Origin of the sequence: Kitasatospora xanthocidica (assembly GCF_014656195.1) — a bacterium.
GTDB classification, from domain to species: domain Bacteria; phylum Actinomycetota; class Actinomycetes; order Streptomycetales; family Streptomycetaceae; genus Kitasatospora; species Kitasatospora xanthocidica.
On sequence record NZ_BNBY01000002.1, the window covers coordinates 1 to 24,435 of the forward strand.

22 protein-coding genes and 1 riboswitch are annotated in these 24,435 nt (G+C 71.8%); of the genes, 11 read left to right on the plus strand and 11 right to left on the minus strand.

Annotation, left to right across the window (positions count from 1 at the left end):
* Positions 1–79: 79 nt before the first annotated feature.
* From IE332_RS03410 to IE332_RS03420, 3 genes are read right to left on the minus strand one after another with little or no spacing between them, the layout of a single operon-like run.
* Entirely contained in the window at positions 80–1,156 is a 1,077-nt protein-coding gene (locus tag IE332_RS03410; RefSeq protein ID WP_189914061.1) for a threonine aldolase family protein, read from the minus strand.
* Entirely contained in the window at positions 1,153–1,911 is a 759-nt protein-coding gene (locus IE332_RS03415) for an SDR family NAD(P)-dependent oxidoreductase (RefSeq protein WP_189913577.1), read from the minus strand. The genes IE332_RS03410 and IE332_RS03415 overlap by 4 nt, the downstream gene beginning before the upstream one ends.
* Positions 1,908–3,308, minus strand: a complete 1,401-nt coding sequence (locus IE332_RS03420) for a DUF6421 family protein (RefSeq protein ID WP_189913578.1) — start codon at positions 3,306–3,308, stop codon at positions 1,908–1,910. Before IE332_RS03420 ends, IE332_RS03415 begins: the two co-directional genes overlap by 4 nt.
* A gap of 571 nt (positions 3,309–3,879) precedes the next feature.
* Here IE332_RS03420 and IE332_RS03425 point away from each other — a divergent pair.
* The 5 genes from IE332_RS03425 to IE332_RS03445 all read left to right on the plus strand — a co-directional run bounded on the left by IE332_RS03425 (position 3,880) and on the right by IE332_RS03445 (position 8,458).
* On the plus strand, positions 3,880–4,767 hold the full coding sequence (locus IE332_RS03425) for an ABC transporter substrate-binding protein (protein WP_189913579.1): 888 nt from the start codon (positions 3,880–3,882) through the stop codon (positions 4,765–4,767).
* Complete coding sequence (locus tag IE332_RS03430) at positions 4,764–5,750, plus strand: amino acid ABC transporter permease (RefSeq protein ID WP_229928271.1); 987 nt, start codon at positions 4,764–4,766, stop codon at positions 5,748–5,750. Before IE332_RS03425 ends, IE332_RS03430 begins: the two co-directional genes overlap by 4 nt.
* Positions 5,747–6,502: an amino acid ABC transporter ATP-binding protein gene (locus tag IE332_RS03435; protein WP_308437518.1), complete on the plus strand. Its 756-nt coding sequence runs from the start codon at positions 5,747–5,749 to the stop codon at positions 6,500–6,502. The genes IE332_RS03430 and IE332_RS03435 overlap by 4 nt, the downstream gene beginning before the upstream one ends.
* A 297-nt stretch (positions 6,503–6,799) precedes the next feature.
* Entirely contained in the window at positions 6,800–7,357 is a 558-nt protein-coding gene (locus IE332_RS03440; RefSeq protein ID WP_189913580.1) for a DUF5134 domain-containing protein, read from the plus strand.
* Positions 7,358–7,510: 153 nt separating this feature from the next.
* Positions 7,511–8,458, plus strand: a complete 948-nt coding sequence (locus IE332_RS03445) for a M56 family metallopeptidase (RefSeq protein WP_189913581.1) — start codon at positions 7,511–7,513, stop codon at positions 8,456–8,458.
* A 46-nt stretch (positions 8,459–8,504) separates the two neighbouring features.
* Here IE332_RS03445 and IE332_RS03450 read toward each other — a convergent pair whose 3' ends face one another.
* A complete protein-coding gene (locus IE332_RS03450) occupies positions 8,505–8,939 on the minus strand; it encodes a MarR family winged helix-turn-helix transcriptional regulator (RefSeq protein ID WP_189913582.1) in 435 nt (144 codons plus the stop codon).
* An 87-nt stretch (positions 8,940–9,026) separates the two neighbouring features.
* Here IE332_RS03450 and IE332_RS03455 point away from each other — a divergent pair, with 87 nt between their 5' ends.
* Positions 9,027–10,541 carry an MFS transporter gene (locus IE332_RS03455; protein WP_189913583.1) on the plus strand — a complete coding sequence of 505 codons (1,515 nt, stop codon included), beginning with the start codon at positions 9,027–9,029 and terminating at the stop codon, positions 10,539–10,541.
* 239 nt (positions 10,542–10,780) lie between these two features.
* Positions 10,781–11,386 carry a TetR/AcrR family transcriptional regulator gene (locus IE332_RS03460; protein ID WP_229928272.1) on the plus strand — a complete coding sequence of 202 codons (606 nt, stop codon included), beginning with the start codon at positions 10,781–10,783 and terminating at the stop codon, positions 11,384–11,386.
* Between the two features lie 196 nt (positions 11,387–11,582).
* Here the strand turns inward: IE332_RS03460 and IE332_RS03465 are convergent, their stop codons facing one another.
* A complete protein-coding gene (locus IE332_RS03465) occupies positions 11,583–12,449 on the minus strand; it encodes a Sco1979 family transcriptional regulator (RefSeq protein WP_189913585.1) in 867 nt (288 codons plus the stop codon).
* A 418-nt stretch (positions 12,450–12,867) separates the two neighbouring features.
* Here IE332_RS03465 and IE332_RS03470 point away from each other — a divergent pair, with 418 nt between their 5' ends.
* On the plus strand, positions 12,868–13,449 hold the full coding sequence (locus IE332_RS03470) for an ATP-binding protein (protein WP_229928273.1): 582 nt from the start codon (positions 12,868–12,870) through the stop codon (positions 13,447–13,449).
* Positions 13,450–13,811: 362 nt separating this feature from the next.
* Here the strand turns inward: IE332_RS03470 and IE332_RS03475 are convergent, their stop codons facing one another.
* Positions 13,812–14,093 (minus strand): DUF397 domain-containing protein, encoded by a 282-nt coding sequence (locus IE332_RS03475; protein WP_189913586.1) that lies wholly within the window; start codon positions 14,091–14,093, stop codon positions 13,812–13,814.
* 558 nt (positions 14,094–14,651) lie between these two features.
* On the opposite strand from IE332_RS03475, the gene IE332_RS03480 reads away from it, so the two are divergent.
* The 3 genes from IE332_RS03480 to IE332_RS03490 all read left to right on the plus strand — a co-directional run bounded on the left by IE332_RS03480 (position 14,652) and on the right by IE332_RS03490 (position 18,006).
* Positions 14,652–15,611: a sirohydrochlorin chelatase family protein gene (locus IE332_RS03480; RefSeq protein WP_229928274.1), complete on the plus strand. Its 960-nt coding sequence runs from the start codon at positions 14,652–14,654 to the stop codon at positions 15,609–15,611.
* 525 nt (positions 15,612–16,136) lie between these two features.
* A riboswitch (cyclic di-AMP (ydaO/yuaA leader) is annotated at positions 16,137–16,297 on the plus strand.
* 7 nt (positions 16,298–16,304) lie between these two features.
* Complete coding sequence (locus tag IE332_RS40605; protein WP_189913587.1) at positions 16,305–17,612, plus strand: transglycosylase family protein; 1,308 nt, start codon at positions 16,305–16,307, stop codon at positions 17,610–17,612.
* Between the two features lie 193 nt (positions 17,613–17,805).
* The gene (locus IE332_RS03490; RefSeq protein WP_189913588.1) at positions 17,806–18,006 is read left to right on the plus strand and encodes a hypothetical protein; all 201 of its coding nucleotides are present in this window, start codon (positions 17,806–17,808) and stop codon (positions 18,004–18,006) included.
* 116 nt (positions 18,007–18,122) lie between these two features.
* Here the strand turns inward: IE332_RS03490 and IE332_RS03495 are convergent, their stop codons facing one another.
* The 5 genes from IE332_RS03495 to IE332_RS03515 all read right to left on the minus strand — a co-directional run bounded on the left by IE332_RS03495 (position 18,123) and on the right by IE332_RS03515 (position 24,312).
* Positions 18,123–19,142: a LacI family DNA-binding transcriptional regulator gene (locus IE332_RS03495; protein WP_189913589.1), complete on the minus strand. Its 1,020-nt coding sequence runs from the start codon at positions 19,140–19,142 to the stop codon at positions 18,123–18,125.
* Between the two features lie 25 nt (positions 19,143–19,167).
* On the minus strand, positions 19,168–20,883 hold the full coding sequence (locus tag IE332_RS03500; RefSeq protein WP_189913590.1) for a glycoside hydrolase family 13 protein: 1,716 nt from the start codon (positions 20,881–20,883) through the stop codon (positions 19,168–19,170).
* A gap of 65 nt (positions 20,884–20,948) precedes the next feature.
* The gene (locus IE332_RS03505; RefSeq protein WP_189913591.1) at positions 20,949–21,854 is read right to left on the minus strand and encodes a sugar ABC transporter permease; all 906 of its coding nucleotides are present in this window, start codon (positions 21,852–21,854) and stop codon (positions 20,949–20,951) included.
* Positions 21,855–21,893: 39 nt separating this feature from the next.
* Entirely contained in the window at positions 21,894–22,895 is a 1,002-nt protein-coding gene (locus IE332_RS03510) for a carbohydrate ABC transporter permease (protein WP_189913592.1), read from the minus strand.
* A 139-nt stretch (positions 22,896–23,034) separates the two neighbouring features.
* Entirely contained in the window at positions 23,035–24,312 is a 1,278-nt protein-coding gene (locus tag IE332_RS03515) for an extracellular solute-binding protein (RefSeq protein ID WP_189913593.1), read from the minus strand.
* Positions 24,313–24,435 lie beyond the last annotated feature (123 nt).

The window sequence follows — 24,435 nt, forward strand, 5'->3', positions numbered from 1 at the left end:
TGTACGGGGACCGACCCGCCACATGCAAATCGCCCCCGCCCGGACTCCCGGGCAGGGGCGATTCGTTGTTCGGGCACCGTCAGGCGCGGCCCATCTCCTCGACGATGGCCGCCGCGAAGGCGTCGATGTCGGCCTCCGTGGTGTCGAAGGCGCACATCCAGCGCACCTCACCGGTGTGCTCGTTCCAGAAGTAGAAGCGGTAACGCTTCTGCAGCCGCTCGCTCACGTCGCGCGGGAGGATCGCGAAGACCGCGTTCGCCTGGACCGGACGGACGATCTCGACGCCGTCGATGTTCCGGACCGCGGCCTCCAGGCGGCTGGCCATCGCGTTGGCGTGGCCGGCGTTGCGCAGGTAGAGGTCGCCGGAGAGCAGGGCCTCGAACTGGACCGAGACGAACCGCATCTTCGAGGCCAGCTGCATCGAGGTCTTGCGCAGGTACTTGATGTTGCGCACCCGCTCCGGGTTGAGCACCACCACGACCTCGCCGAACAGCAGGCCGTTCTTCGTGCCGCCGAAGGACAGCACGTCCACACCGACGTCGGTGGTGAAGGCGCGCAGCGGCTGGCCGAGCGAGGCGGCGGCGTTGGCCAGGCGGGAGCCGTCGACGTGGACGAGCATGCCCAGCTCGTGGGCGTGCTCGGTGATCGCGCGGATCTCGTCGGCGGTGTAGAGGGTGCCGAGCTCGGTGCTCTGGGTGATCGAGACCGCGAGCGGCTGCGCGCGGTGCTCGTCGCCGTAGCCCCAGGCCTGCTGGTCGAGCAGCTCGGGGGTGAGCTTGCCGTCCGGGGTGGGGACGGTGAGCAGCTTGATGCCGCCCATCTTCTCCGGGGCGCCGCCCTCGTCCACGTGGATGTGGGCGGTCTCGGCGCAGACCACGGCGCCCCAGCGCGGGAGCAGCGACTGGAGGGCGACCACGTTGGCGCCGGTCCCGTTGAAGACGGGGTACGCCTCGGCCTTGTCGCCGAAGTGGCGGCGGAAGACGTCCTGCAGGTGGTTCGTGTAGTCGTCCTCGCCGTACGCGATCTGGTGGCCGCCGTTGGCGAGCGCGATCGCGGCGAGGACCTCCGGGTGCACGCCGGCGTAGTTGTCGCTGGCGAAGCCGCGGACGGCGGGGTCGTGCCGCCGTACCGCGTCCGTACGGGTGAGGTCGGTCATCGGGCTGTCAGCCACAGGTGCTGTCCGTTCAGTTCTGCTGCGGGGCGGTCCCAGAGGCCCGCCAGGTGATCGGCGAGGTCGGCGGTGTCGGTGAAGCCGGCGAACTTCGCCTCCGGCTTCTCGGCCCGCATTTCAGGGCTGACCAGCGCCTTGATCACCAGGATCGCAGCCGCCGCGGTGGGCTCGCCGCTCGGGTCGGTGGTCTCCTTCTTGAAGGAGTCGGCCATCGCGAGGGTCCACGCCTCGGTGGCGGCCTTGGCGGCCGCGTAGGCGGCGCCGCCCGCGGTGGGCTTGTGCGCGGCCGAGGCGGAGATCATCGCGTAGCGGCCGGCCGGGCTGCGGACCAGCGCGGGCTGGAAGGCGAGCGAGGTGTGCTGGAGGGTCCGCACGACGGTGTCGTGCAGGAAGTCCCAGTCGTCCAGCCTGCTGTCGAAGAAGGTCTTGCTGCCGCGCCAGCCGCCGACCAGGTGGAAGAGGCCGTCGACGTGGCCGTGCTCGGACTCCAGGTGGTCGGCCCAGTCGTGGACCTCCTGCGGGTCGAGCAGGTCGATGACCTGGCCGCTGACCTTGGCTCCGCGCACGGCCACGCGGGTGGCGTCCAGGGCGGACTCCAGGCGCTGGGCGTCGATGTCGGCACCGATCACGGTGGCGCCGTCGGCGGCGAGGCGGCGCAGCACCGCGCGGCCGGCCGGGCCGCTGGCTCCGGCGACGGCGATGACCTTGCCGGCCAGCGGGGCGTTGGTGGAGGTGGTCACGCGGCGACTCCCTGGATGCCGTTACCGGTGATGCCGGTGGTGGAAGCGATGACGCCGCTCAGCTTCTTGTTGAGGGCCTCGTAGAACATGCTCAGCGGGAACTCGTCCGGGAGCACGGCGTCGCACAGGGCCTTGTTGAGGGCCTTGCCGTCGGTGATGTCGAGCGGCAGGGCCTCGGGGCCCTTCGCCCAGGTGGAGGCGGGGTGCGGGGTGAGGTACCGGGAGACCAGCTCGTACGCGGCGATCCAGTGGGCCGGCTTGGGCCGGTCGATGCCGTCGCGGTACAGCTTCTCGATCTCGCCGCAGAGCGCGTTGGTGACCTGCGGGGCGCGCTCCCAGTCGATGCTGAGGCGGTTGTCGCGCCAGCGCAGCGCGTCGTGCTTGTGCAGGTAGGCGAAGAGCAGCTGGCCGCCGAGGCCGTCGTAGTTGCGCACGCGGTCACCGCTGACCGGGAAGCGGAACATCCGGTCGAAGAGGATCGCGTACTGGACGTCACGGGCGTGCGAGTTGCCCTCGGACTCCAGCTGCACCGCCTCCTTGAAGGTGGTGAGGTCGCAGCGGAGCTCCTCCAGGCCGTACATCCAGAACGGGCTGCGCTGCTTGATCATGAAGGGGTCGAAGGGCAGGTCGCCGTGGCTGTGGGTGCGGTCGTGGACGAGGTCCCACAGGACGAAGGTCTCCTGCGCGCGCTGCTGGTCCTGGAGCAGGCCCTCGGCGTCGGCGGGGATCTCCAGGCCGAGCTGCTGGACGGCGCTGGTGGAGACGGCGCGGAAGCGGGCGGCCTCGCGGTCGCAGAAGATGCCGCCCCAGGTGAATCGTTCCGGCGCCTTGCGCACGGAGACCGTCTCGGGGAAGAGCACGGCGGAGTTGGTGTCGTAACCGGCCGTGAAGTCCGTGAAGGTGATCGGCACGAACATCGGGTTGTCGAAGCGGGTGCGCTCCAGCTCGGCCAGCCAGTCGGGCCACACGACGCGCAGCAGGACGGCTTCCAGGTTGCGGTCCGGGTTGCCGTTCTGGGTGTACATCGGGAAGACGACGAGGTGCTCCAGGCCGTCCTCGCGCTGGTCGGCGGGCTGGAACGCCAGCAGCGAGTCCAGGAAGTCGGGCTCGCGGTAGCCGGTGTCGGCCCACTTGGCGAGGTCCGCGTCGACGGCGGCGAGGTAGGCGGCGTCGTGCGGGAAGTTCGGGGCGAGCTCCTCGACGGCGGCGCGGACGGTCGCCACCAGCGGGTCGACGGTGTGCCGCTGGACGGCGGCCAGGTCGATCGAGCCGTCCTTGGACTGCAGGGGGCGCAGCGTCTCGACGGCCTCCTTCAGGCGCAGCCAGGCCGGGTGGCCGGCGAAGGTCGAGACCGGGGCGTCGGCCGCCGCTGCGAGCCTTGGCGAAAGATTCTGCATCGTGGACTCACTTCGACAGGAGTTATTTCAACGGGGACACCATAAGTACGAAAGGTTCTCCCGTTCAAGGGGGCCCGGACAGGCAAAGCTGCGGCGCGGTGCCGCTCCGGCCCGAAAACCTGCGCCGGAGGCCTGTTGTCCGGCATGTGGACGCTGATCTGGATGTTCTGGACAGATGAGCTGCTCTGATGCGAACCTCCCGGCATGCTCCCGGCGGTGATCACGGTGGCCGCAGGCCACGACAGCCCGTTCCGGGCGCCCTCCCGTCGACACGTCCGCTCCTGCTGTCGCTGTCGCGCGCACCGTCCGTGCTGCCGCCGTCGCCGCTCTTGTCGCAGCTGTTGTCGCCGCTGCTGTTGACCCGGCCACCGGCCGCTGCCCGGCCGCCGTCGACCCGACTGCTGCCGGTCCGGCTCGGGGGGCGCCGCGGACGTAGGCCCGTACGCCGACCATGCCGCGTGTGTTCCGGCGCCGCCACCGGGGGGAAGTGACCCGCCGGGACCGGCCCGCCCCGCCGCGCCCTCCCGTCCCGCCTTTCCGTTCCGCCCGGTCCTTCCTCTGGAGCCCCGAGATGACTCTCCGCAAGCCGTCCGTCGTCCTGTCCCTCGCCGCGCTGGTCGCCGCCGCGGGCGCGCTGAGCGCGTGCGCGCCGCAGGACCCGAAGTCCGACGCCGCCTCCGGTGCCTCCGGTACGGCCGGCACGGCGGCGGGCTGCGCGCCGGGGGCGCTGGCGACGCGCACCGCCGGGACGCTGACCGTCGGCACCGACAAGCCCGCGTACGACCCCTGGTTCACCGAGGACAAGCCGGAGAACGGCAAGGGCTTCGAGTCGGCCGTGGCCTACGCGGTGGCGGAGAAGCTGGGCTACCCGAAGTCCAAGGTCAGCTGGGTGGTCGCGCCCTTCGGCAAGGCCACCGCGCCCGGCGCCAAGGACTTCGACTTCGACATCAACCAGGTGTCCATCAGCGGCGAGCGCAAGCAGGCCGTGGACTTCTCCTCCGGCTACTACGACGTGCGCCAGGCCGTCATCGCGCTGAAGAACTCCAAGGCGGCGGGCGCGAAGAGCATCGCCGACCTCAAGGACGCCAAGCTCGGCGCGCAGGTCGGCACCACCAGCCTGGACACCATCACCGGCACCATCAAGCCGAACAGCCAGCCGGCCGTCTTCGACTCCAACGACCTCGCCAAGGCCGCGCTCAAGAACGGCCAGATCGAGGCCCTGGTGGTGGACCTGCCGACCGCCTTCTACATCACCGGCGCCGAGGTGCCGGAGGCCCAGGTGGTTGGCCAGTTCGAGGCGTCCGGGCGGGGCGAACAGTTCGGCCTGGTGCTGGACAAGGGCTCCAAGCTGACCGGCTGCGTGACGCAGGCCGTCGACGCGCTGCGCGCGGACGGCACGCTGGCGAAGCTGGAGAAGCAGTGGCTCTCCGACGCCGTCTCGGCACCGGTGCTCAAGTGAGCGCTGACATGAGCCCCGGCGTGGACGGGGAGCCCGCGGCGGACGGTGCCGCGGGCACGGACAACATCGCGGTCGCGGACGCGGGTCTCGCGAAGGGAACGGGTGCGGCCCTCGCGAAGGGAACGGTCGCGGACGACGGCTACCGCCCGTCCGAGCGGCGGCTCGCGCACGAGGCGTACCGGCGCGGTCGGGCCCGCCGTTCGGCGCTGATCGCCGCCGCGTCGACCCTGGCGACGGCGGTCGCGCTCTACCTGCTGATCGTCAACTCCCCCGGCTGGGAGGTGACCCGACGGACCTTCTTCAACCTCGACTACGCCCGCCAGGCGCTGCCCGAGGTGCTGAAGGGACTGCGGCTCAACCTGGAGCTGATGCTGGGCTGCGGGGTGCTGATCATGGTGTTCGGCCTGCTGCTCGCGGTGCTGCGGACGCTGCGCGGACCGGTGTTCCTGCCGGTGCGACTGCTGGTGACCGCGTACGTGGACTTCTTCCTCGGGCTGCCGATGATCATCTGCCTGCTGGTGATGATCACGGGCGTGCCGGCGCTGCGGCTGACCGGGGTGACCACCGATCCGCTGCTGCTGGGCGGGGCGGCGCTGGTGCTCACGTACTCGGCGTACGTGTCGGAGGTGTTCCGCTCCGGCATCGAGTCGGTGCACCCGAGCCAGCGGGCCGCGGCGCGGTCGCTCGGGCTCACCAACGCGCAGGCGATGCGGTACGTGGTGCTGCCGCAGGCCGTCCGGCGGGTGGTGCCGCCGCTGCTCAACAACCTGGTGAGCCTGCAGAAGGACACCGGGCTGGTCTCGATCGGCGGCGCGATCGACGCGGTGTACGCGGCGAAGATCATCGCGTCGCGGTCCTTCAACTTCACGCCGTACCTGCTGGCGGGTCTGGTGTTCATCGTGCTGACCGTTCCGCTGACCCGGTTCGCCGACTGGCTGACCGCGCGGATGAACCGGCGGCAGTTCCAGGGAGGTGCGGTGTGACCGCGGAGGTGCTCCGGCTGGAGTCGGTGCGCAAGACCTTCGGCGCCCAGGTGGTGCTGCGCGACGTGGACCTCGCCGTGCCCGAGCACTCGGTGACGGCGCTGATCGGGGCGTCCGGCTCCGGGAAGTCCACGCTGATGCGGTGCGTCAACCTGCTGGAGGGCATCGACGACGGCGCGATCTTCCTGGACGGCGAGGAGATCACCGATCCGCGGGCGGACGAGGACGCCGTACGGCGCCGGATCGGCGTGGTGTTCCAGTCGTACAACCTGTTCCCGCACATGACCGTGCTGGAGAACGTCACGCTCGCACCGCGCCGGGTGCACGGCGTCGCGCGGGCCGAGGCGGAGGCGCGGGCGCTGGAGCTGCTCGACCGGCTCGGGCTGGCGGCCAAGGCGAAGGAGTACCCGGACCGGCTCTCCGGCGGGCAGCAGCAGCGCGTCGCCATCGTCCGGGCGCTGGCCACCGGGCCCCGGCTGCTGCTCCTGGACGAGATCACCGCGGCGCTCGACCCGGTGCTGGTCGGGGAGGTGCTCTCGGTGGTGCGGGACCTCAAGGAGCAGGGGATGACGATGGTCATCTCCACCCACGAGATGGGCTTCGCGCGCGAGGTCGCCGACCGGGTCTGCTTCCTGGACGACGGGGTGGTGCTCGAACAGGGGCCGCCGGAGCAGGTGTTCGGCGATCCGCGGGAGGAGCGGACCCGGCGCTTCCTCAGCCGGGTGATGGCCTCGGGACGGCTCCAGGGCTGAGGCCCGACGGCCGACGGCGGTACGCGGCGGCAACGGAAGGCGTCGGGAGGTGCCGGAAGGCGTCGGGAGGTGCCGGAAGGCGTCGGGAGGTGCCGGAAGGCGTCGGGAGGTGCCGGGAGGTGTGCGGCCCGGAGCTTCACAACGACGGTCACCACCGTGCGCCCCCGTACGCGCCCTGGTCGCACCGAGGCGGCGGCGGTGATCGTGGACGGGACGACCGTCACCGCGGACGGGGGACGGCGGAGGGCGACAGCCGTCCGCCGCCTCCCGGTCGCCCGTCGCCCCGGGAGGCCGCCGTTGCACGGACCGATCCTCGTCACCTGGTTACTCGCCCTGCTCACCGCGGCCGCCGGCGCCTCCTGCCTGGCCCGGCTGCGCCGCTCCCCCGCGCCCTGCGCATCGGGCGCGCACCGCCCGCTCGCCCGGGAGTCCGATGCCGCCGAGGCCCTGATGGGACTCGGCATGGCCGCGATGGCCGTCACCGGCGCCACCGTCCCCGCCGCCGTCTGGGCCGCGCTGTTCGGCCTCCCCGCGGCCGCCTTCCTGCTCGCCGCCGCACACGCCCCGGCCGGCCGGGCCCACCGGCTGCACCACGCGGTCGGCGCGCTCGCCATGACGTACATGGCCCTCGCGATGGCGGCGCCCCCCGGCCACCAGCACCACCACGCGGCCGGCCTGGGCGACCCGCTGCTGACCGGCCCCCTGCTCCTCTACTTCGGCGGGTACACCGTCTGGGCCGGCAGCCGCCTGCTGCGCACCCCGGGCGGCACCCTCGCGGTCGGCACCGCCGGCCTGCCCCAGGCCTGCCGACTCACCATGGGCATCGGCATGTTCGCCATGCTCCTGACCATGTGACGACCGCCTGGGCCCGGTTCGCGTGCCAAGCGCCCGCCGCCCGCGTGGCGTTGGTCACTGGCCGGTCGAAAGCCGTTCCACCGGGCGTCGCCAGCGCATAGGTTGGCGGCGAGCGCGCTGTCGCGTTCCGTGCGTACTCGGGGAGCCCATGCGATGCCTGCCCTGATCGGCCTGCTGCTGCTCGGACTGCTGCTCTCGACCGCCGCGCCCCGGCTGCTGACCCGGGCCCGCTGGGTGGAGCGCGAACCGGTGCTGGCACTGCTGGTGTGGCAGTGCCTCGTGGTGGCGGTGCTGCTGTGCTGCGCGCTGGGACTGGTGCTGGCCTCCTCCGCGGCCCTGCCGGAGCTGCGCGCCCTGGTGTTCGCGGGCGCCCCGCACGGGGTGGAGGACGCGTACGGTCTGCAGGACGCCGAGGGCTGGGGCCGGCTGTGTGCCGCGGTACTGGCGGCCGGCGGGGTGCAGACGGTGCTGGCGCTCACCCGCGAGGTGTGGACGGCCAAGGCGCTGCGCGACCGTCGACACGCCCAACTGGCGACCCGAGCACCGGAGTTGCCCGAGTCGATCGAAGCCGCCCGGAGCCGCCGGGAGCGGCTGGTGGTGCTGGAGAACGTCCGCCCCGAGGCGTGGTCGCTGCCCGGCCCGAACTCCCGCCTGGTGGTCACCACCGGCGCCCTCCAGCAGCTGACCGACCGGGAGCTGGCGGCGGTGCTGAGCCATGAGCGCGGACACGTCCGGGCCCGGCACCACTGGCTGCAGCAGTTCTCGCAGGCGCTCGCCACCGGCTTCCCGGGCGTGGGCGTCTTCCGCGCCTTCCGGGACCAGGTGGCGGAGCTGGTCGAGCTGGCGGCCGACGACCGGGCCGCACGCCGGCACGGCCGGCACACCACCGCCCTCGCACTGGCCGAACTCAACCTGGACCGCGGGGTGTTCGGCTCCTGCCCGCCCGGGCTGGCACAGTCCCCGAAGCGGGTGGACCGACTGCTCGCGGGGCGTCCGCGGCTCTCCGTGTCGCACCGGCTGCAGCTCACCGTCGCGGCTCTCGCCGCCCCCGCCGCGGCCGTCCTGCTCGCCGTCGCCCCGGGCCTGCGCTCACTCCTCTGAACCGACGGTCTCCTCTGAACCGAACAGCCCGAGCCCTTCCCGCCGGTCAGCCCGACGGGACTTCGCAGCCCTTGGCGGGCTCGCCGCCGAGGGTCAGTTCCAGCACCTCGCGGTGGAGCGGCCTGGCCTGCTCGTAGCGCTCCCGGCCGGCGTCGGTGAGGGTGAGCACGATGCCCCGCCGGTCGCTCTCGCACATCGCCCGGGTGACCAGTCCGGCCTTCTCCAGGCGGGCGATCAGCCGGGAGAGCGCGCTCTGGCTCAGGTGGACGGTGGGTGCCAGATCGCTCACCCGCAGCGCGTGGGCACCATTGGCGGCGCACCCCTCGACGAGGCGCTCCAGCACCTCGAACTCGCTCATGCCCAGCCCGAACCGGTCGCCCAGCTCGCGGTCGAGCGTGCAGGCGGCCGCCGCGTGCCGCGCCAGCAGCTCGCGCCACTGCGCGACGAGACCGGCCTCCGCCGGGGAGTCGAGTTCAGCCACGCCGCCAGCCTAGCACGTGCACAGGAAATTATTGCGTTCACATCTAATTCATTTGCATTGAATGCACACGCATGTACTGTCCTCCCCATGACCACCGCGACCGTCACGTCCCCCGACGCCTCGTCAACCAGCGGGCCGCACTGGACACCCCGCCTCTGGGGCACCCTGCTCGTACTCTGCGCCGCCATGTTCCTGGACGCCCTGGACGTCTCGATGGTGGGCGTCGCCCTGCCCTCCATCGGCACCGAACTCCACCTGTCCACCTCCACCCTGCAATGGGTGGTCTCCGGCTACGTGCTCGGCTACGGCGGCCTGCTGCTGCTCGGCGGCCGCGCCGCCGACCTGCTCGGCCGACGCCGGGTCTTCCTGGTCGCCCTGGCCGTCTTCGCCGCCGCCTCGCTGGCCGGCGGCCTGGTCGACGACGGCGGACTGCTGATCGCCGCCCGCTTCCTCAAGGGCGTCAGCGCCGCGTTCACCGCCCCGGCCGGCCTGTCGATCATCACCACGACCTTCGCCGAGGGGCCGGCCCGCAACCGGGCCCTGTCGATCTACACCACCTGCGCCGCCAGCGGCTTCTCGCTCGGCCTGGTGCTGAGCGGCCTGCTGACCTCGGTCGGCTGGCGCTGGACCTTCCTGATGCCCGTCCCGGTCGCGCTGCTCGCCCTGGTCTTCGCGGTCCGCCTGCTCCCCCGCCCGGTCGAGGAGCGCGCCAAGGGCGGCTACGACGTGCTGGGCGCGATCACCGGAACCGCCACCGTGCTGCTGCTGGTGTTCACCGTCACCGAGGCCCAGGGCGCCGGCTGGCTGAGCCCGCGCACGCTCGGCTCGCTGGCCGTGGTCGTCGCGCTGGCCGCCGCCTTCCTGCGGATCGAGAGCCGCGCCGCGCACCCGCTGGTCCGGCTCGGCATCTTCCGCAACGGCTCGGTCGCCCGGGCCAACCTGGTCGCCTTCGCGATGACCGGCGCGTACGGCGGCTTCCAGTTCGTGGTCACGCTCTACCTGCAGCACCTGCTCGGCTGGTCCGCCCTGCAGATGGCCCTCGGGCTGCTGCCCGCCGGCGCGTTCATCGCCCTCTCGGCACCGTTCATGGGCCCGATCGTGGACCGCTTCGGCACCGGGCGGCTGCTGCCGATCGGCCTGTTGTCCCTGGTCGGCGCCTTCGCCCTCTTCCTGCGGCTGGACGAGCACAGCTCCTACCTGGGCCTGGTGCTGCCGTCGATGCTGCTGCTCGGCGTCGGTTTCGCGCTGGCCTTCCCCTCGGTGAACATCGCCGCCACCGACGGCGTGGCCGACGAGGAGCAGGGCCTGGCCTCGGGCCTGGTGAACACCGCGATCCAGGTCGGCACCGCGGTGGTGCTCGCCGGGGCGACCGCGCTGATCACGGCCGGCAGCGCGGGCGGGGACAGCCCGCAGGCCCAGCTGGACGGCTACCGCCCGGCCCTGGTGTTCGTCGCCGCGGTCGCGCTGGTCGGCCTGGTGGTCGCGACGGTCGGAGCGCTGGTGGACCGACGCCGGAATTCAACTCCCGCACCGGTGCCGGATTATGATTATCAGTCGACCGGGTCGGCGAAGGCCCGGACCGGAGTCCTGACCGAGCACTGATCGAGCACCGCACCGCGGGCCCCGCCCCCGGCCGAACCCAGGCCGTGGGGCAATGGCGCCGGCTCCACCAAACCCCCGTGTTGGTGGAGCCGGCCGTCTTCGTACCGGCCGCCCGGGCGGCGCCCGCCGGGGCGCGGTTCCACAGGGCGGCTGTCGGCTTCGCCAGTATATTGGCCCGGAGCCAACGAACGTTCGGAGCAGTCACGATGGCACCTCGCGGGGATTCGGTCAATGAGGAGATGCGGCAGCGCTCCCGTCGACGCATCATGCGGGCCACCGTCGAACTCGTTGACCAGCGCGGTTACGCGGGCACCACCCTCACCGACATCGCCGAGCGGGCCGGACTGGCCCGCGGGCTGCTCTCCTACTACTTCGACGGCAAACGGCTGCTGATGCAGTCCGCGACGCACCGGATGATGCACCAGGCGCTCTCCGGCGCGCTGGCGGAACTGGTTCCCGGCGCCACCCCCGAGGACCGGCTGGCCCGCGCCATCGACGCCGTCCTCGCACTGGCGATGGAACACCCCCGGGTGATGCGCTCGCACCTGGCCCTGATCCTCGACCCGGACACCGGCGCCTTCGTCCAGGACCCGGAGCAGCAGCAACTCGGCGCGATCCTGCAGGGACTGCTGCGCGACTGGGGCGCGCCGGACCCGGTCGCCGAGCACGCGGTGCTGCGCAGCGCGCTGATGGGCGGGTGCATCGGGGTGCTGCTGCCGGGCGCCGAGATCCCGCTGGCCCCGATCAGGGCCGACCTCTTCCGCCGCTACGACCTCGCCTGGCACCTCGGCCGCCCGCCGCAGCCCCACCCGCCGGAACGCGAAAGGCCGCCGGCCCGCGGCTGACGGCGGGTGGGCGGCCTGGCGGTGGCGGCCTCGCATCGGCGACCTGGCGGTGGCGGCCTCGCATCGGCGACCTGGCGGTGACGGCCTCGCATCGGCGGCCTGGCGGTGGCGGCCTCGCATCGGCGACCTGGCGGTGGCGGCCTACTGCCCGGGGGCCCGTGAGGGAGAGACCTCACCGACCCCGGGTGGCAGCGGCTCAGCGCTCCTTCAGGATCGAGGCGAGCAGGTCTATGGTGCGCTCCGGCGTGAGGCTGTCCACGCAGAGCCGCTCCATGACCTGGATGTAGGCGTCCACGTCGTCCCGCTTGTCCAGGTAGAGCGCGCTGGTGAGCTGCTCCAGGTAGACCACGTCCGCGAGGTCCTGCTCCGGGAAGCGCAGGATCGTGAACGCACCGGACTCGCCCGCGTGCGCGCCGAAGCGGAACGGCATGACCTGGATCACCACGTTGGCCTGCTCGGCGACGTCGATCAGGTACTGCACCTGACCGCGCATCACCTTGGGCCCGCCGACCGGCCGGCGCAGCGCGGCCTCGTCGATGACCGCCCACAGCCGCGGGCTGCCGCCCTCGGTCAGCAGCTTCTGGCGGCGCAGGCGGAGGCTGACCCGCCGCTCGATCTCCTCCTCGCTGATGACCGGCCGACTCTGGCCGAAAACCGCCCGTGCGTACTCCTCGGACTGCAGCAGCCCGGGGATGAACTGCACCTCGTAGGTGCGGATCAGCTGGGCGGCCTCCTCCAGGCCGACGTAGGTCTGGAACCAGCCCGGCAGCACGTCGTTGAAGCTGTGCCACCAGCCGGACTTGTTGGCCTCGCGGACCAGGCCGAGCAGGGCCTCCCGCTCGATGCCGTCGTCGACGCCGTACAGGCTGAGCAGGTCGGCGACGTCGCGCTCCTTGAAGCTGACGCGCCCGAGTTCCATTCGGCTGATCTTGGACTCGGAGGCCCGGATCGCGTAGCCCGCGTCCTCGCGGGTGATGCCGCGCGCCTCACGCAGGCGACGTAGCTGCGAGCCGAGGAGGATCCGGCGGACCATCGAGCCGCCGCCCGGCTGAACTGTGGTCATGCGGTCGAAACCTCCACCTAGGGCAAACAGCGCACAGTCTGCCATCAGTTGAGCGCTCACGGTGCCGATACTGACGGATGTTCCTATCAGTTCCGCACTCCTCACACCAGGATGCACGTGCATCCGGCGCTTGCATATGCCAATAGTGCGACTGCACGTGAATCGACTCTTGCATCTGCAGTGAGCGCACACCACCATGGTGCACGTGCACCTGCACATCCCTGGCAATCCCGCGGGTTCCGCGTCCACCCCACGCGCGACTCCGTGCACCGGCCCGACGGCGTCCCCCGCGCCATCGGGCGTTCGAGTGCGCGCGCGCCTGGTCGAGGGAGCGGCCGAGCGGCCGAGCGAGTCGGAGGTGACCGGCATGACCCCGGCGGGTCCAGCCGTGTCCGCCCCCTTATGGGAGGAGCTCTTCATGAGCACCGGTACGGCTTTGGCGGTTGACCCCCATGTGGTCACCTGTACGCTCGCTCCTCGCTTCGAAGCCGTCAGAACCGCGCGCGACTTCGCCCGGACCACGCTCCAGCGCTGGGGACTGCCGGAGCTGTTCGACGACGTCGCGCTGGTGGCCTCGGAGCTCGTGACGAACGCGCTCCGGCATGCGATCGGCGCACGGCCCGACCCGACGGGCGGCGCCCCGGGCGAGTACGACTTTCCCACACAGCCGACCCCGGACGGGCGGCTGCCGATCCGAATAAGCCTGGTGCACCGCGCACCCCAGGTGGTCTGCGCGGTCAGCGATCCGAGCAGTGCCGGCCCGGTGGCCAGGGAAGCGGACTTCGTCGCCGAATCCGGCCGCGGACTGCACCTGGTGGAGTCCTTCAGCCGCTCCTGGGGCTGGCACCCGCTGGGCAGCGGCAAGGTGGTCTGGGCCATGTTCGAGGCGGAGCCGGCGGACGGCGCGTTCGACCCGCACGCGGGGGTCGGTGGCCGTTCGGCATTGGACGCGCTCGGCGGGCCGTTCGACGCCGGTGGGCGGCACCGGCGTTCGGCCTAGCGGCGGCGCGACGGGTAGCCGGCCGAATGCCCGGTCGAGTGCCCGGTCGAGTGCCCGGTCGAGTGGCCGGTCGAGTGCCTGGCCGAGTGCCCGGTCGAGTGGCCGGTCGAGTGCCTGGCCGAGTGACCGGTCGAGTGGCCGACCGAGCGTCTGGCCGAGGGAAGTCCCGGGAGGACCACACCCCGGGCCCTTCCGCATGGCCCGGTCGACGGACCGCACCGCAGGGCGGCCCCGGACACGCGCCGGAAGGGCGCCCGGGAAGAGACCCGCGAGGACACCCGGGCGAAGACCCGGCAAAAGACAAAGGCCGTCGTGGTGTCGGCACCCACGACGGCCCCCCGATGGTGAAGCACGGCGGCCGGTCAGACCGCCAGGTGGTCGAACTCCCCGTCCTTGGCCCCCAGCAGCAGGGCCGCGATCTCGGCCCTGGTGTAGATGAGCGCCGGACCGTCCGGGAAGCGCGAGTTGCGCATCGCCACGTCGCCACCCGGCAGGGCCGCGAACTCGACGCAGTTGCCCTGGGAGTTGCTGTGCAGGCTCTTCTGCCAGACCACCCCCTGGAGATCGGCGGCGGCCATCCCGTTGTAGGTGTCGTACGAGCCGTGCGTGTGCTGCGAATCCTGCGAGTCGTGCGAGTCGTGCATAGAAATCTCCCGAAGAGCTCCGGAGTTGTCGTCCAGCGCGGCGCCCCCGGCACCGCCGAACGAACGGACCGGCCCCGTACCGGCCCGGCACAACGCCTCACTTGACGCGATGATAGCCGCAGTGCACGTGCATCAGCACGGGACATTGCAGGTGCACGGGGCTTTTCACCCGGAGCCCCGAAGTCTTCACGGGGCCTTCTCCTGACGGTACGTAAACGGACATAGCCGATGGAATCGTCGAGCCTCCGATAACCGGCCGTGAGCGGCTCCCCGCTGAATGTTGATCTTCGGATGCCGGGAGTCGCATCTCTGTGACGCTCCGTCAGGCGACCTGGAGCCTGTGAGACATCTCACGCGCCACACCTGCAACGCCACGCGTCATTGAGTACGTCAAGGCAATGGTCCGCGCCCGCACGGGGGTTGGGTGAGGAATGTCCGAATTGTCGGCAAACCGACCGGATCGACACCGCGGGCACACCGGATCCGCACCCCGGCCGCGCGCAACCCGTACGGCAGCCGACTGCAGGCCTGACGGGCCGATGTCCTACGATCTCCGGCATGAGCACCGCAGCCATCCCGGGCGCGCCACTGCCCGTCCGCACTCCAGGCTCCCGTGCGCGGGGGCGCCACCGTCGTCCCGAGCGCCCCGAGATCCCCTCCGGCGCCCCGGCACTGGTGCTGGCCGTGCCCGCGGCCGCCGGGCCCGAGTCCCGGTCGGTCGTCGAGGAGCTGCTCTCGATCGTCCGCAGCGAGCACAACGGCGTCCAGGCCGCCGTCGGCTACCTGCCCGGCGACTCCGCCGAGGCCGGGGGCGGCGAGGACCGCACCGTCGCCGAACTCCTGGCCCTGGCCGCCGAGGCCGGGCTGCCGATGCCCGTCCTGGTGCCGCTGGTGCCCGGTCCGCACGGCTTCCTGACCGAACTCCACGCGCTCGCCGCCGAGTACGGCGCCCCCGTCACCGACGCGCTGGGCCCGCACCCGCTGCTCGCCGAGGCCGTGCACGTCCGCCTCTCCGAGGCCGGGCTGGCCCGCGCCGACCGGGCCCGGCTGTTCGCCATCGCGACCGCCGCGGACGGCGTGGTCCTGACCACCGTCGGCGGTGAGGACGCGGCCGCCGCGGCCGGCATCACCGGCGTGCTGCTGGCCGCCCGGCTGGCCGTCCCGGTCGTGGCCGCCGCCCTCGACGTGCCCGGCTCGGTCGCCGCGGCCGTCAACCACCTCAAGGAGACCGGCTCCCAGCGCCCCGCGCTGGCCCCGCTGGTGATCGGCCCCGAGGCCGACTCCGAGCTGCTCGCCACGGCCGCCGAGGAGACCGGCTGCCCGTCGGCGGCTCCGCTGGGCGCCTACCCGACCGTCGGCCAGCTGATCGCCTCCACCTACCTGGCCGCGCTGCCCGCGCCGTCCGCCGAGGACCTGGCGCGCGCCGAGGCGGAGGCCGCGGCCGCCGCCGGGGCCGAGGGGGCCGTCGAGGGCGTCCGCGGCGCCCACGCGGCCGCCGAGGGGCCCGTCGGGCAGTAACTGGACACCGCGCGCCCTTCCGCGCGCTCACGGGGCCCGGAACGACTTCCGTTCCGGGCCCTTTCGTCGTTCCCGCCGCACCTCGCGCGCCCTCCGCGTCCCACCCGCCACGCGCCGCGCCCCACGCGCCACGCCCCATGTCCTTGCGGCTTGCACCGTACGAGAGTTAAGCGGGCAATGAAATGTAATGTCCGTTCTGGTGTTTTTCGGCGTAAATGGCAGGCGCACCCCCCGGCGCTCGAATCCCGGACACTCCCCCGGTCCGGCGAGTGCGCCGCATTGTGCTTCGACACACCGTCACGCCACGTCTGAGGCGAAGACAGTTGTGGGCATCCGCAAAAGGATTGCCGGAAAACGATCATTTCCGATCATGATCGATAGCCATTTTGGCAGTTCCCGCTAAACCGTGATGCGCGTCACAGGTGTTTGCAGTTTGAACTTAAGTCTGCTTAACGTGCTCCCCGTTCGTGGCCACACGGACCCAGTTCATCCGCGACGCCGAGTCCTGCCGTCGGATGTCCTGGCAGCGCGAAAACGCATCACGGCAGGAGCGGGGGACCCACAGGTAAGTCGCCCCGGACCGGTCTTCGGAACGGTCCAGGGCTAGGGGTGAAGCCGCGCAGCGCGCGGCCGGGCAACTCCAGCCCGAATCCGACAGCTCACCTCGCAGGCGTGGGAGAGGATCGCGTCTTCATGCTGCCCACCAATGGCACCCGTCTGTCCAGCCGCACCCGTCGCGTGATCGCCGCCATCGGCGTCGCGGGCGTCGGCCTCACGATCCCCTGCCTCGTCACCGGCACCGCCTCCGCCGCCTCCGTCGCCACCTGGGACAAGGTCGCCGAGTGCGAGAGCGGTGGCAACTGGGCCATCAACACCGGCAACGGCTTCTACGGCGGCCTGCAGTTCACCTCCAGCACCTGGTCGGCCTTCGGCGGCTCCGCCTACGCCTCGCGCGCCGACCTGGCCACCAAGGACCAGCAGATCTCGGTCGCCGAGAAGGTCCTCGCCTCGCAGGGCCCCGGCGCCTGGCCGGTCTGCTCCGTCAAGGCCGGTCTGACCAAGGGCGGCGCCCCGGCCGCCGTCGACACCTCGGCCGGCTCGACCGCCGCCAAGCCCGCTGCTCCGGCCGCTCCGGCCGCCAAGCCCGCCGCCCCGGCCGCCAAGCCGGCGCAGACCCCGGCCCCGGCCGCCAAGCCGGCCGCGCCCGCCCAGGACGACGCGAAGGCCGCCACCGGCTCCGCGACCAGCGACTGGGCCCAGAAGGGTCACCAGTGGACCCAGGACGGCGACTACACCGTCGTCGCGGGCGACTGGCTGTCCTCGATCGCCGACAAGCACAACGTGCAGGGCGGCTGGCAGCGGCTGTACGACCTCAACCGCGCCACCCTGACCGACGGCCCCGACACCATCTACCCGGGCCAGCACCTGTCCTTCGGCGACGGCCAGGCCCAGCAGTCGGCCTCGACCGACCAGGCCGCCACCACGGGCAAGTCCGGCTCGGACTTCACCTGGTTCAACCGCTCGCAGAAGTCCGGTCAGTCCGCGAACGGCGGTTCCGTGAACGCCCAGCCGGCCGCCCAAACCCAGGCCCCGGCCGCCAAGCCCGCCGCCCCGGCGCAGACCCAGGCCCCGGCCGCGACCGGCAGCATGGCCGCCGCGGTCTCCTTCGCCGAGTCCAAGGTCGGCCAGGCCTACGTCTACGGCGGCACCGGCAACGGCGGCTGGGACTGCTCCGGCCTGACCCAGGCCGCGCTGCGCGCCGCGGGCATCTCCGTCCCGCGCGTCGCCGCCGACCAGGCCGCCGCCAGCACCCACGTCTCGCTGGACAGCCTGCAGCCGGGTGACCTGCTGTTCTGGTCCAACAACGGCCAGGACTCGGGCGTCTACCACGTCGCGATCTACGTCGGCGGCGGCAAGTACGTCGAGGCCGCCAACCCGAGCGCGGGCGTGCGCGAGATGACCGTGGCCGCCTGGGCCCCGGACTTCGCCGGCCGCGTCTGAGCACGACGGGCAGCCGAAGGCTGAGCCGCCCCCGGGGAGAGTCCGATCGCTCCTCCCCGGGGGTTCCGGCATGCCCGGGAGGTCGGGCGGGCCCCGGCCGCTTCCCCTGCGGCGCCCCGGGGTTCCGGCGAATTCCGTGGTGGAACCCCGCACGGGCGGGCATGCTGCTGCTCTGCACCCGAGGAGGAGTCACATGGCCCAGGTCACCGTCACGCTCGACGCGAACCTCGCGATCGACGCGATGATGCTCTCCGGTACCAAGAACCCGCAGGACGCCGTCGAACTGGTCCTGCGCGACTACCTGGCCCGCGGCCGCCGCACCGAGACCCGTACCGGCGAATCGGCCGACGGCCACCGCCTCACCGTCGACCGCCCCACCGCCCAGGAGGGCTGAATCCCCCGCCCGCGAGGGCCGGCCCGTCGCGAGTGAGGGCCCACCGACCGCACGTCGAAGGGCCCCGGAGAGCCAACTGCCCTCCGGGGCCCTTCAGTCGGTCGTACGGCCGGGGTTCAGCGCGCGCAGGCCCCGGTCGAGCCGCGCATCACCAGCTCCGGCTGGAACATGAACTCCCCGCGCTGGGCGGCGTTCCCGCCGACCTCCTCCAGCAGCGCGTCCACCGCGGCCGTGGCCATCGCCTCGACCGGCTGGCGGATCGTGGTCAACGGCGGCTCGGTGAAGGCGATCAGCGGCGAGTCGTCGAAGCCGACCACCGACACGTCCTGCGGCACCGACAGCCCGCGCTGCCGCACCGCCCGGATCGCCCCGAGCGCCATCATGTCGCTCCCGCAGACGATCGCCGTGCAGCCCTTGTCGAGCAGCGCGCCGGCCGCCGCGTGTCCGCCCTCCACGCTGAACAGCGTGTGGTGGACGAGGTTCTCGGCCTCCTCCTCGGTCCGCCCGAGCACCTCGCGCATCGCCGCCGTGAAGCCTTCTATCTTGCGCAGCACCGGCACGTACCGGCGCTGCCCGACGGCCAGCCCGATCCGCTCGTGCCCGAGTTCGGCCAGGTGCTGGACGGCCATCCACATCGCGGCCCGGTCGTCCGGCGAGATGAACGGCGCGTCGATCTTCTCGCTGAAGCCGTTGATCAGCACGAACGGCACCCCGCGCCCGGACAGCCGCGCGTAGCGGTCGTGGTCGGCCGTGGTGTCGGCGTGCAGCCCGGAGACGAAGACGATGCCGGCCACGCCCCGGTCCACCAGCATCTCCACCAGTTCGTCCTCGGTGGATCCGCCCGGGGTCTGGGTGCACAGCACCGGCGTGTAGCCGTGCCGGCTGAGCGCCTGCTCGATCACCTGCGCCAGAGCGGGGAAGATCGGGTTGCTCAACTCCGGTGTGATCAGCCCGATCAGCCCGGCGCTGCGCTGGCGCAGCCGGGTCGGCCGCTCGTAGCCGAGCACGTCGAGGGCCGCCAGCACGGTCTGCCGGGTGGCCGCCGAGACGTTCGCCTTGCCGTTGAGCACGCGGGAGACGGTGGCTTCGCTGACCCCCGCCTGTGCCGCGATGTCTGAGAGTCGCGCCGTAGTCACGGTCCCAGAGCCTATTGCAACCACGTCAGACCGCCCACCAGCCGGTGCTGTCCGGAGCGAGCACCGTCTCGCCGCCGTCCACCACGAGCTCGGTCGAGGCCAGCAGCAGCGCGCCCGGGGCCGGTATCCGCACCGGCTCGCCGGTGGTGTTCACGGTGCAGACGAAGGAGCCGCGGCGGAAGGCGAGGGTGCCCTCGGGGCCGTCCAGCCACTCGACCCCGGTGCCGGCGCCGAGGTCGGCCTGCGCCCGGCGGACGGCCAGGGCGCTGCGGTAGAGCTCCAGGGTGGAGGAGGGGTCGCCGGTCTGCGCCTCGACGCTCAGCTCGGCCCAGGCGGCCGGCTGCGGCAGCCAGGACGGCCCGCCGGCGGCCGGGCCGAAGCCGTACGGGGCCTCGGTGCCGGACCACGGGATCGGGACGCGGCAGCCGTCGCGGTAGCCGTCCTGTCCGGCCTGGCGGAAGAAGGACGGGTCCTGACGGACCTCGTCGGGCAGGTCGGTGACGTCCGGCAGGCCGAGCTCCTCGCCCTGGTAGACGTACGCGGAGCCGGGCAGCGCGAGCATCAGCAGGGTGGCGGCGCGGGCGCGGCGCAGGCCGAGTGCGCGGTCGCCGGGGGTGCGGATCTGGGTGCCGAGGCCGGGCTCGTTGGCGAAGCGGGTGGCGTGCCGGGTGACGTCGTGGTTGGACAGCACCCAGGTGGTGGGGGCGTCGACCGGGCGCATCGAGTCGAGCGAGAGGTCGATCACCTCGCGCAGCGCGGTGGCGTCCCAATCGGTGCCCAGGTACTGGAAGTTGAAGGCCTGGTGCAGCTCGTCGGGGCGGACGTAGTTGGCGGTGCGCTGGACGGTCGGGGTCCAGGCCTCGGCGACGCCGATCCGCTGCCCCGGGTACTCGTCGAGGATCTCGCGCCAGCTGCGGTAGATCTCGTGCACGCCGTCCTGGTCGAAGAACGGCATGACGTCGTTGCCGAGCAGCTTGAGCTGGTCGGCGCCGCCGAGGTCGGGCAGGCCGGGGGCCTTGACCAGGCCGTGGGCGACGTCGATGCGGAAGCCGTCCACGCCCATGTCGAGCCAGAAGCGCAGGATCGAGCGGAACTCGTCGGCGACGGCCCGGTTCTCCCAGTTGAAGTCGGGCTGCTCGGGGGCGAAGAGGTGCAGGTACCAGTCGCCGGGGGTGCCGTCCGGGTTCTCGGTGCGGGTCCAGGCCGGGCCGCCGAAGATGGACTCCCAGTCGTTGGGCGGCAGTTCGCCCTTGTCGCCCTTGCCGGGGCGGAAGTGGTAGCGGTCGCGGAGCGGGGAGCCGGGGCCCTCGCGCAGGGCGCGCTGGAACCACTCGTGCTGGTCCGAGGAGTGGTTGGGGACCAGGTCGACGATGATCCGCAGGCCCAGCTCGTGGGCGTCCCGGATGAGGGCGTCGGCGTCCAGCAGGGTGCCGAACATCGGGTCCACCGCGCGGTAGTCGGCGACGTCGTAGCCGGCGTCCGCCTGCGGCGAGGCGTAGAACGGCGAGAGCCAGACCGCGTCCACGCCGAGGTCGCGCAGGTAGGGCAGGCGGCTGCGGATGCCGGGCAGGTCGCCCATGCCGTCGCCGTTGGAGTCGGCGAAGCTGCGCGGGTAGACCTGGTAGATGACCGCGTCCCGCCACCAGTCTCTGGAGGTGCCGCCCGCCGCAGGAGCCGGGGTGGCCGCCTCGTGGGCGGTGTCGGCGACAGGCCGGGGGGTGTCGGCCAGGTTCTGGGTCATGGACGGTATCCCTTGGGGATCGGAGGAGCGGGGAGCCTTGCGCGCGTGGTGTGCGGCGTCAGGCGTCACGACTTGGAGGCACCGGCGGTCAGGCCGGTGACCAGGTGGCGCTGCACCAGGTAGAAGAACGCCGCGGACGGGATCGCGATCAGCACCGCGGTCGCGGCCATCAGGTTCCACTGGGCGTCGTGCTCGCTGACGAAGGTCTGCAGGCCGACGGCCAGCGTGTACTTGTCGGAGCTGAGCATGAACGTCGAGGCGAACGGGACCTCGGCCCAGTAGGTGAGGAAGGAGTAGAAGGCGGCGACCGCCAGGCCCGGGCGGGCCAGCGGCAGCACCAGCCGCCAGAAGGTGCCGAACGGGCTGAGCCCGTCGACCCGGCCGGCCTCGTCGATCTCCACCGGGATGGTGTCGAAGTAGCCCTTCAGCAGCCAGGCGCAGTACGGCACGGTGGTGGTCGAGTAGACCAGGATCAGACCGGTGTAGCTGTCCAGCAGGCCGAGTTCGGAGAGCATCGTGTACATCGGCACGATCAGCACCGCGATCGGGAACATCTGGGTGACCAGCAGCGACCACATCAGCGGCTTGTGCCCGGGGAACTTCATCCGGGAGACGGCGTAGCCGGTGGTCGCGGCGAGCAGCACGCCGAAGACGGTGGTGATGCCGGAGACCAGCAGGGCGTTGCCGAACCAGGTGAAGAAGTCGGTGTCGGACAGCACGTGCTGGTAGTTCGACAGCGTGAGCTTGTCGAGGATCTGGCCGGGGTGGAGGTAGTCGGTCTTGTCCGGGCCGAGCGAGACGAAGAGGATCCACCCGACCGGGAACAGCGCGATCAGGCTGGCCACGGTCAGGGTGCCGTGGGACAGCGCCCGGACCAGCGGGCTGCTCTCGCCGCGCCGGCGGACCTTGGCCGGCCGGGCGGCCGGGGCCGCGGTCGCCGCGGGGGCCGGGCGTTCGGTGGTGGTGCTCATCGGGTTACCTGCCTTCGTGGGTCAACTGGGTCCGGGGCCTCAGCCGTTGGCCTGCTCGTTGCGGGCGAGCCAGCGCCGGTAGAAGGCGGTGAAGACGATCAGGATGGACAGCAGGATCACGCCGTACGCGGCGGACTGCGCGTAGTCCCGGGGGATCTGGCCGAAGCCGAGGCGGTAGGCCCAGGTGACCAGCAGCTGGGCGTCGGGGGCGCCGGTGCCGAACAGCAGGAAGATGACGTTGAACTGGTTGAAGGTCCAGATCACGCCCAGCAGCACGACGGTGGAGGAGACGGCGCGCAGCCCGGGCATCGTGACGTGCCGGAAGCGCTGCCAGGGCGTGGCGCCGTCCATCTCGGCGGCCTCGTACAGCTCGGCCGGGATCGACTGCAGGCCGCCGAGCAGCGAGATCATCATGAACGGCACGCCGGCCCAGGTGTTCACCAGGATCGCGGCCGCCTTCTGCGCCCACGGGTCGGTGAGCCAGCCGGGCTCGGGCAGGTGCAGGGCGGAGAGGATGCCGTTGACGACGCCGCCGTCGGCGAGCATCAGGCGCCAGGAGAAGACGGTGACGAAGGTGGGCACGGCCCAGGGCAGGATGAGCAGCATCCGGTAGGCGGCGCGCCCGCGCAGCTTCTTGTTGAGCAGCAGGGCGAGGCCGAGGCCGAGGCTGTAGTGCAGGAAGACGCAGACCGCCGTCCAGGCGATGGTCCAGACGAAGTGCGACCAGAAGCGGTCGTACGAGCCGGGGCCCCAGAGGATGTCGGCGTAGTTGTGGAAGCCGACGAAGTTGTAGCTGGCCGGGATCTCGTTGACGCCGATCTTGCGGGCGACGTTGAGGCTGTTGGCGTCGGTGAGGGTGAGCCAGACGCCCTCGACGAGCGGGTAGATCACCAGCGCGCCGAGCACCAGCACGACCGGGGCGATCATCGCGTAGGCGTACCAGTGCTTGGCGTAGGAGCGCTTGACGCGTTCCCGCAGGCTCGGACGCTGCTCGCGCTCCCGGCTGCCCTTGCCGGTGGCGCCCTGCACGGCGACTGACATCGTTTGCACCTTCTCGGGGGGTTCTCGGGGGCCGACGGGACCGACGGAACCGGCGGAACCGACGGAGCCGATTGAGCCGATTGAGCCGACTGGGAGCCGACGGCCCGGCCTGCCGGGGGCGGCAGGCCGGGCTCGGGGACTACTTGGCGAAGCCCGGCAGGAGCTTGGCGTAGTCGGTGGCGACGGTGTTCAGCGCGTCCTGGGTGGAACCGCCCTGGACGGCCTTGCCCAGGTTGGTGCCGAGCGAGGCGAACAGCGAGCTGTACTCGGGCAGTTCGGGGCGCGGCTTGGCGCTGTCCAGGATGCTCTGGAAGCCCGCGATGCCCGGGTCGGCCTTGACGTCGGCGGTGAAGGCGTCGGAGCGGGTGGGCAGCGTGGAGTTCTTCTGCGCGATGAACGCCTGGCTCTCGGCCGAGGTCATGAAGGCGGCGAACTTCTCGGCGGCGGCCTTGTGGGCCTTGTCCGCACCGGCGTAGACGGCGATGTTGTGGCCGCCGGTGGGGGCGCCGGCCTTGCCCGCGGAGCCGCCGGGAACGGCGGCGATGCCGAGGTTGCTCTTGTCGGCGAAGGCCGAGCCCTTGTAGATGTTGGTGATCTCCCAGGGGCCCTGGATGATCGCCGCGACCTTGCCGCTGTTGAAGGCGTCCATCATGTGCGCGTAGGCGTCGGTGGTGACGTCGGCCTTGGCGGTGCCGGGGGAGGTGAACATCGTCTTGTAGGTCTCGACGGCCTTGACGGCCTCCGGCGAGGTGACGGTGATCTTCTTGCCGGCGGCGTCGACGGTGTCGGTGCCCTCGCCGAACAGGAACGGCATCGCGTAGTAGCCGTCGGCGGCCTTCAGCCAGAAGCCGTCCACGCCGGCCTTCTCCTTGACGGCGGCGGCGTCGGCCTTCAGCTCGTCCCAGGTCTTCGGCGCCGCGGTGATGCCGGCCTTCGCGAAGAGCTCCTTGTTGTAGAGCAGGCCGAGGGTGTCGGTCACCAGCGGGACGCCGTACAGCTTGCCCTCGTACTTGGCCTGCTGGATCAGGCTGGGCTGGAAGGCGGAGGTGTCGGCGGCGGCCGGGGTGCCGTCCAGCGGCTCCAGGTAGCCGGCCTTGGCGAAGGCGGCGGTCCAGCCGACCTCGGAGCGGAACACGTCCGGAGCGCCCTTGGCCCCCATCGCGGTCTGGAGCTTGTTCTGCGCCTGGTCGAACGGGACGTTGACGAAGTTGACCGTGATGTTCGGGTTGGCGGCCTGGAACTTCTTCACGAGCTCCTGGTAGTTCGGCGCCTCGTTGGTGGCGTTCGACGTGTCCCAGTACGTGAGGGTGACCGGCCCGTCGGCCTTGCCGTCCGAGCTGGAGCCGCTGCTGCCACAGGCAGCCATCGAGACCGCGAGGGCCACAACGAGGGCAGAGGCCGCGATGCCACGCCGCATGAGAACTCCTTGGGAGGGTGGGGGTGCCCGAGATGTTCGGAGACAGGCGCATAATGGCTGCCTCGTGCCGACCGCACCGTTGCTGCCGTCGGGCTCGGGAAGGAAGTTAACAGCGGTGAAAGA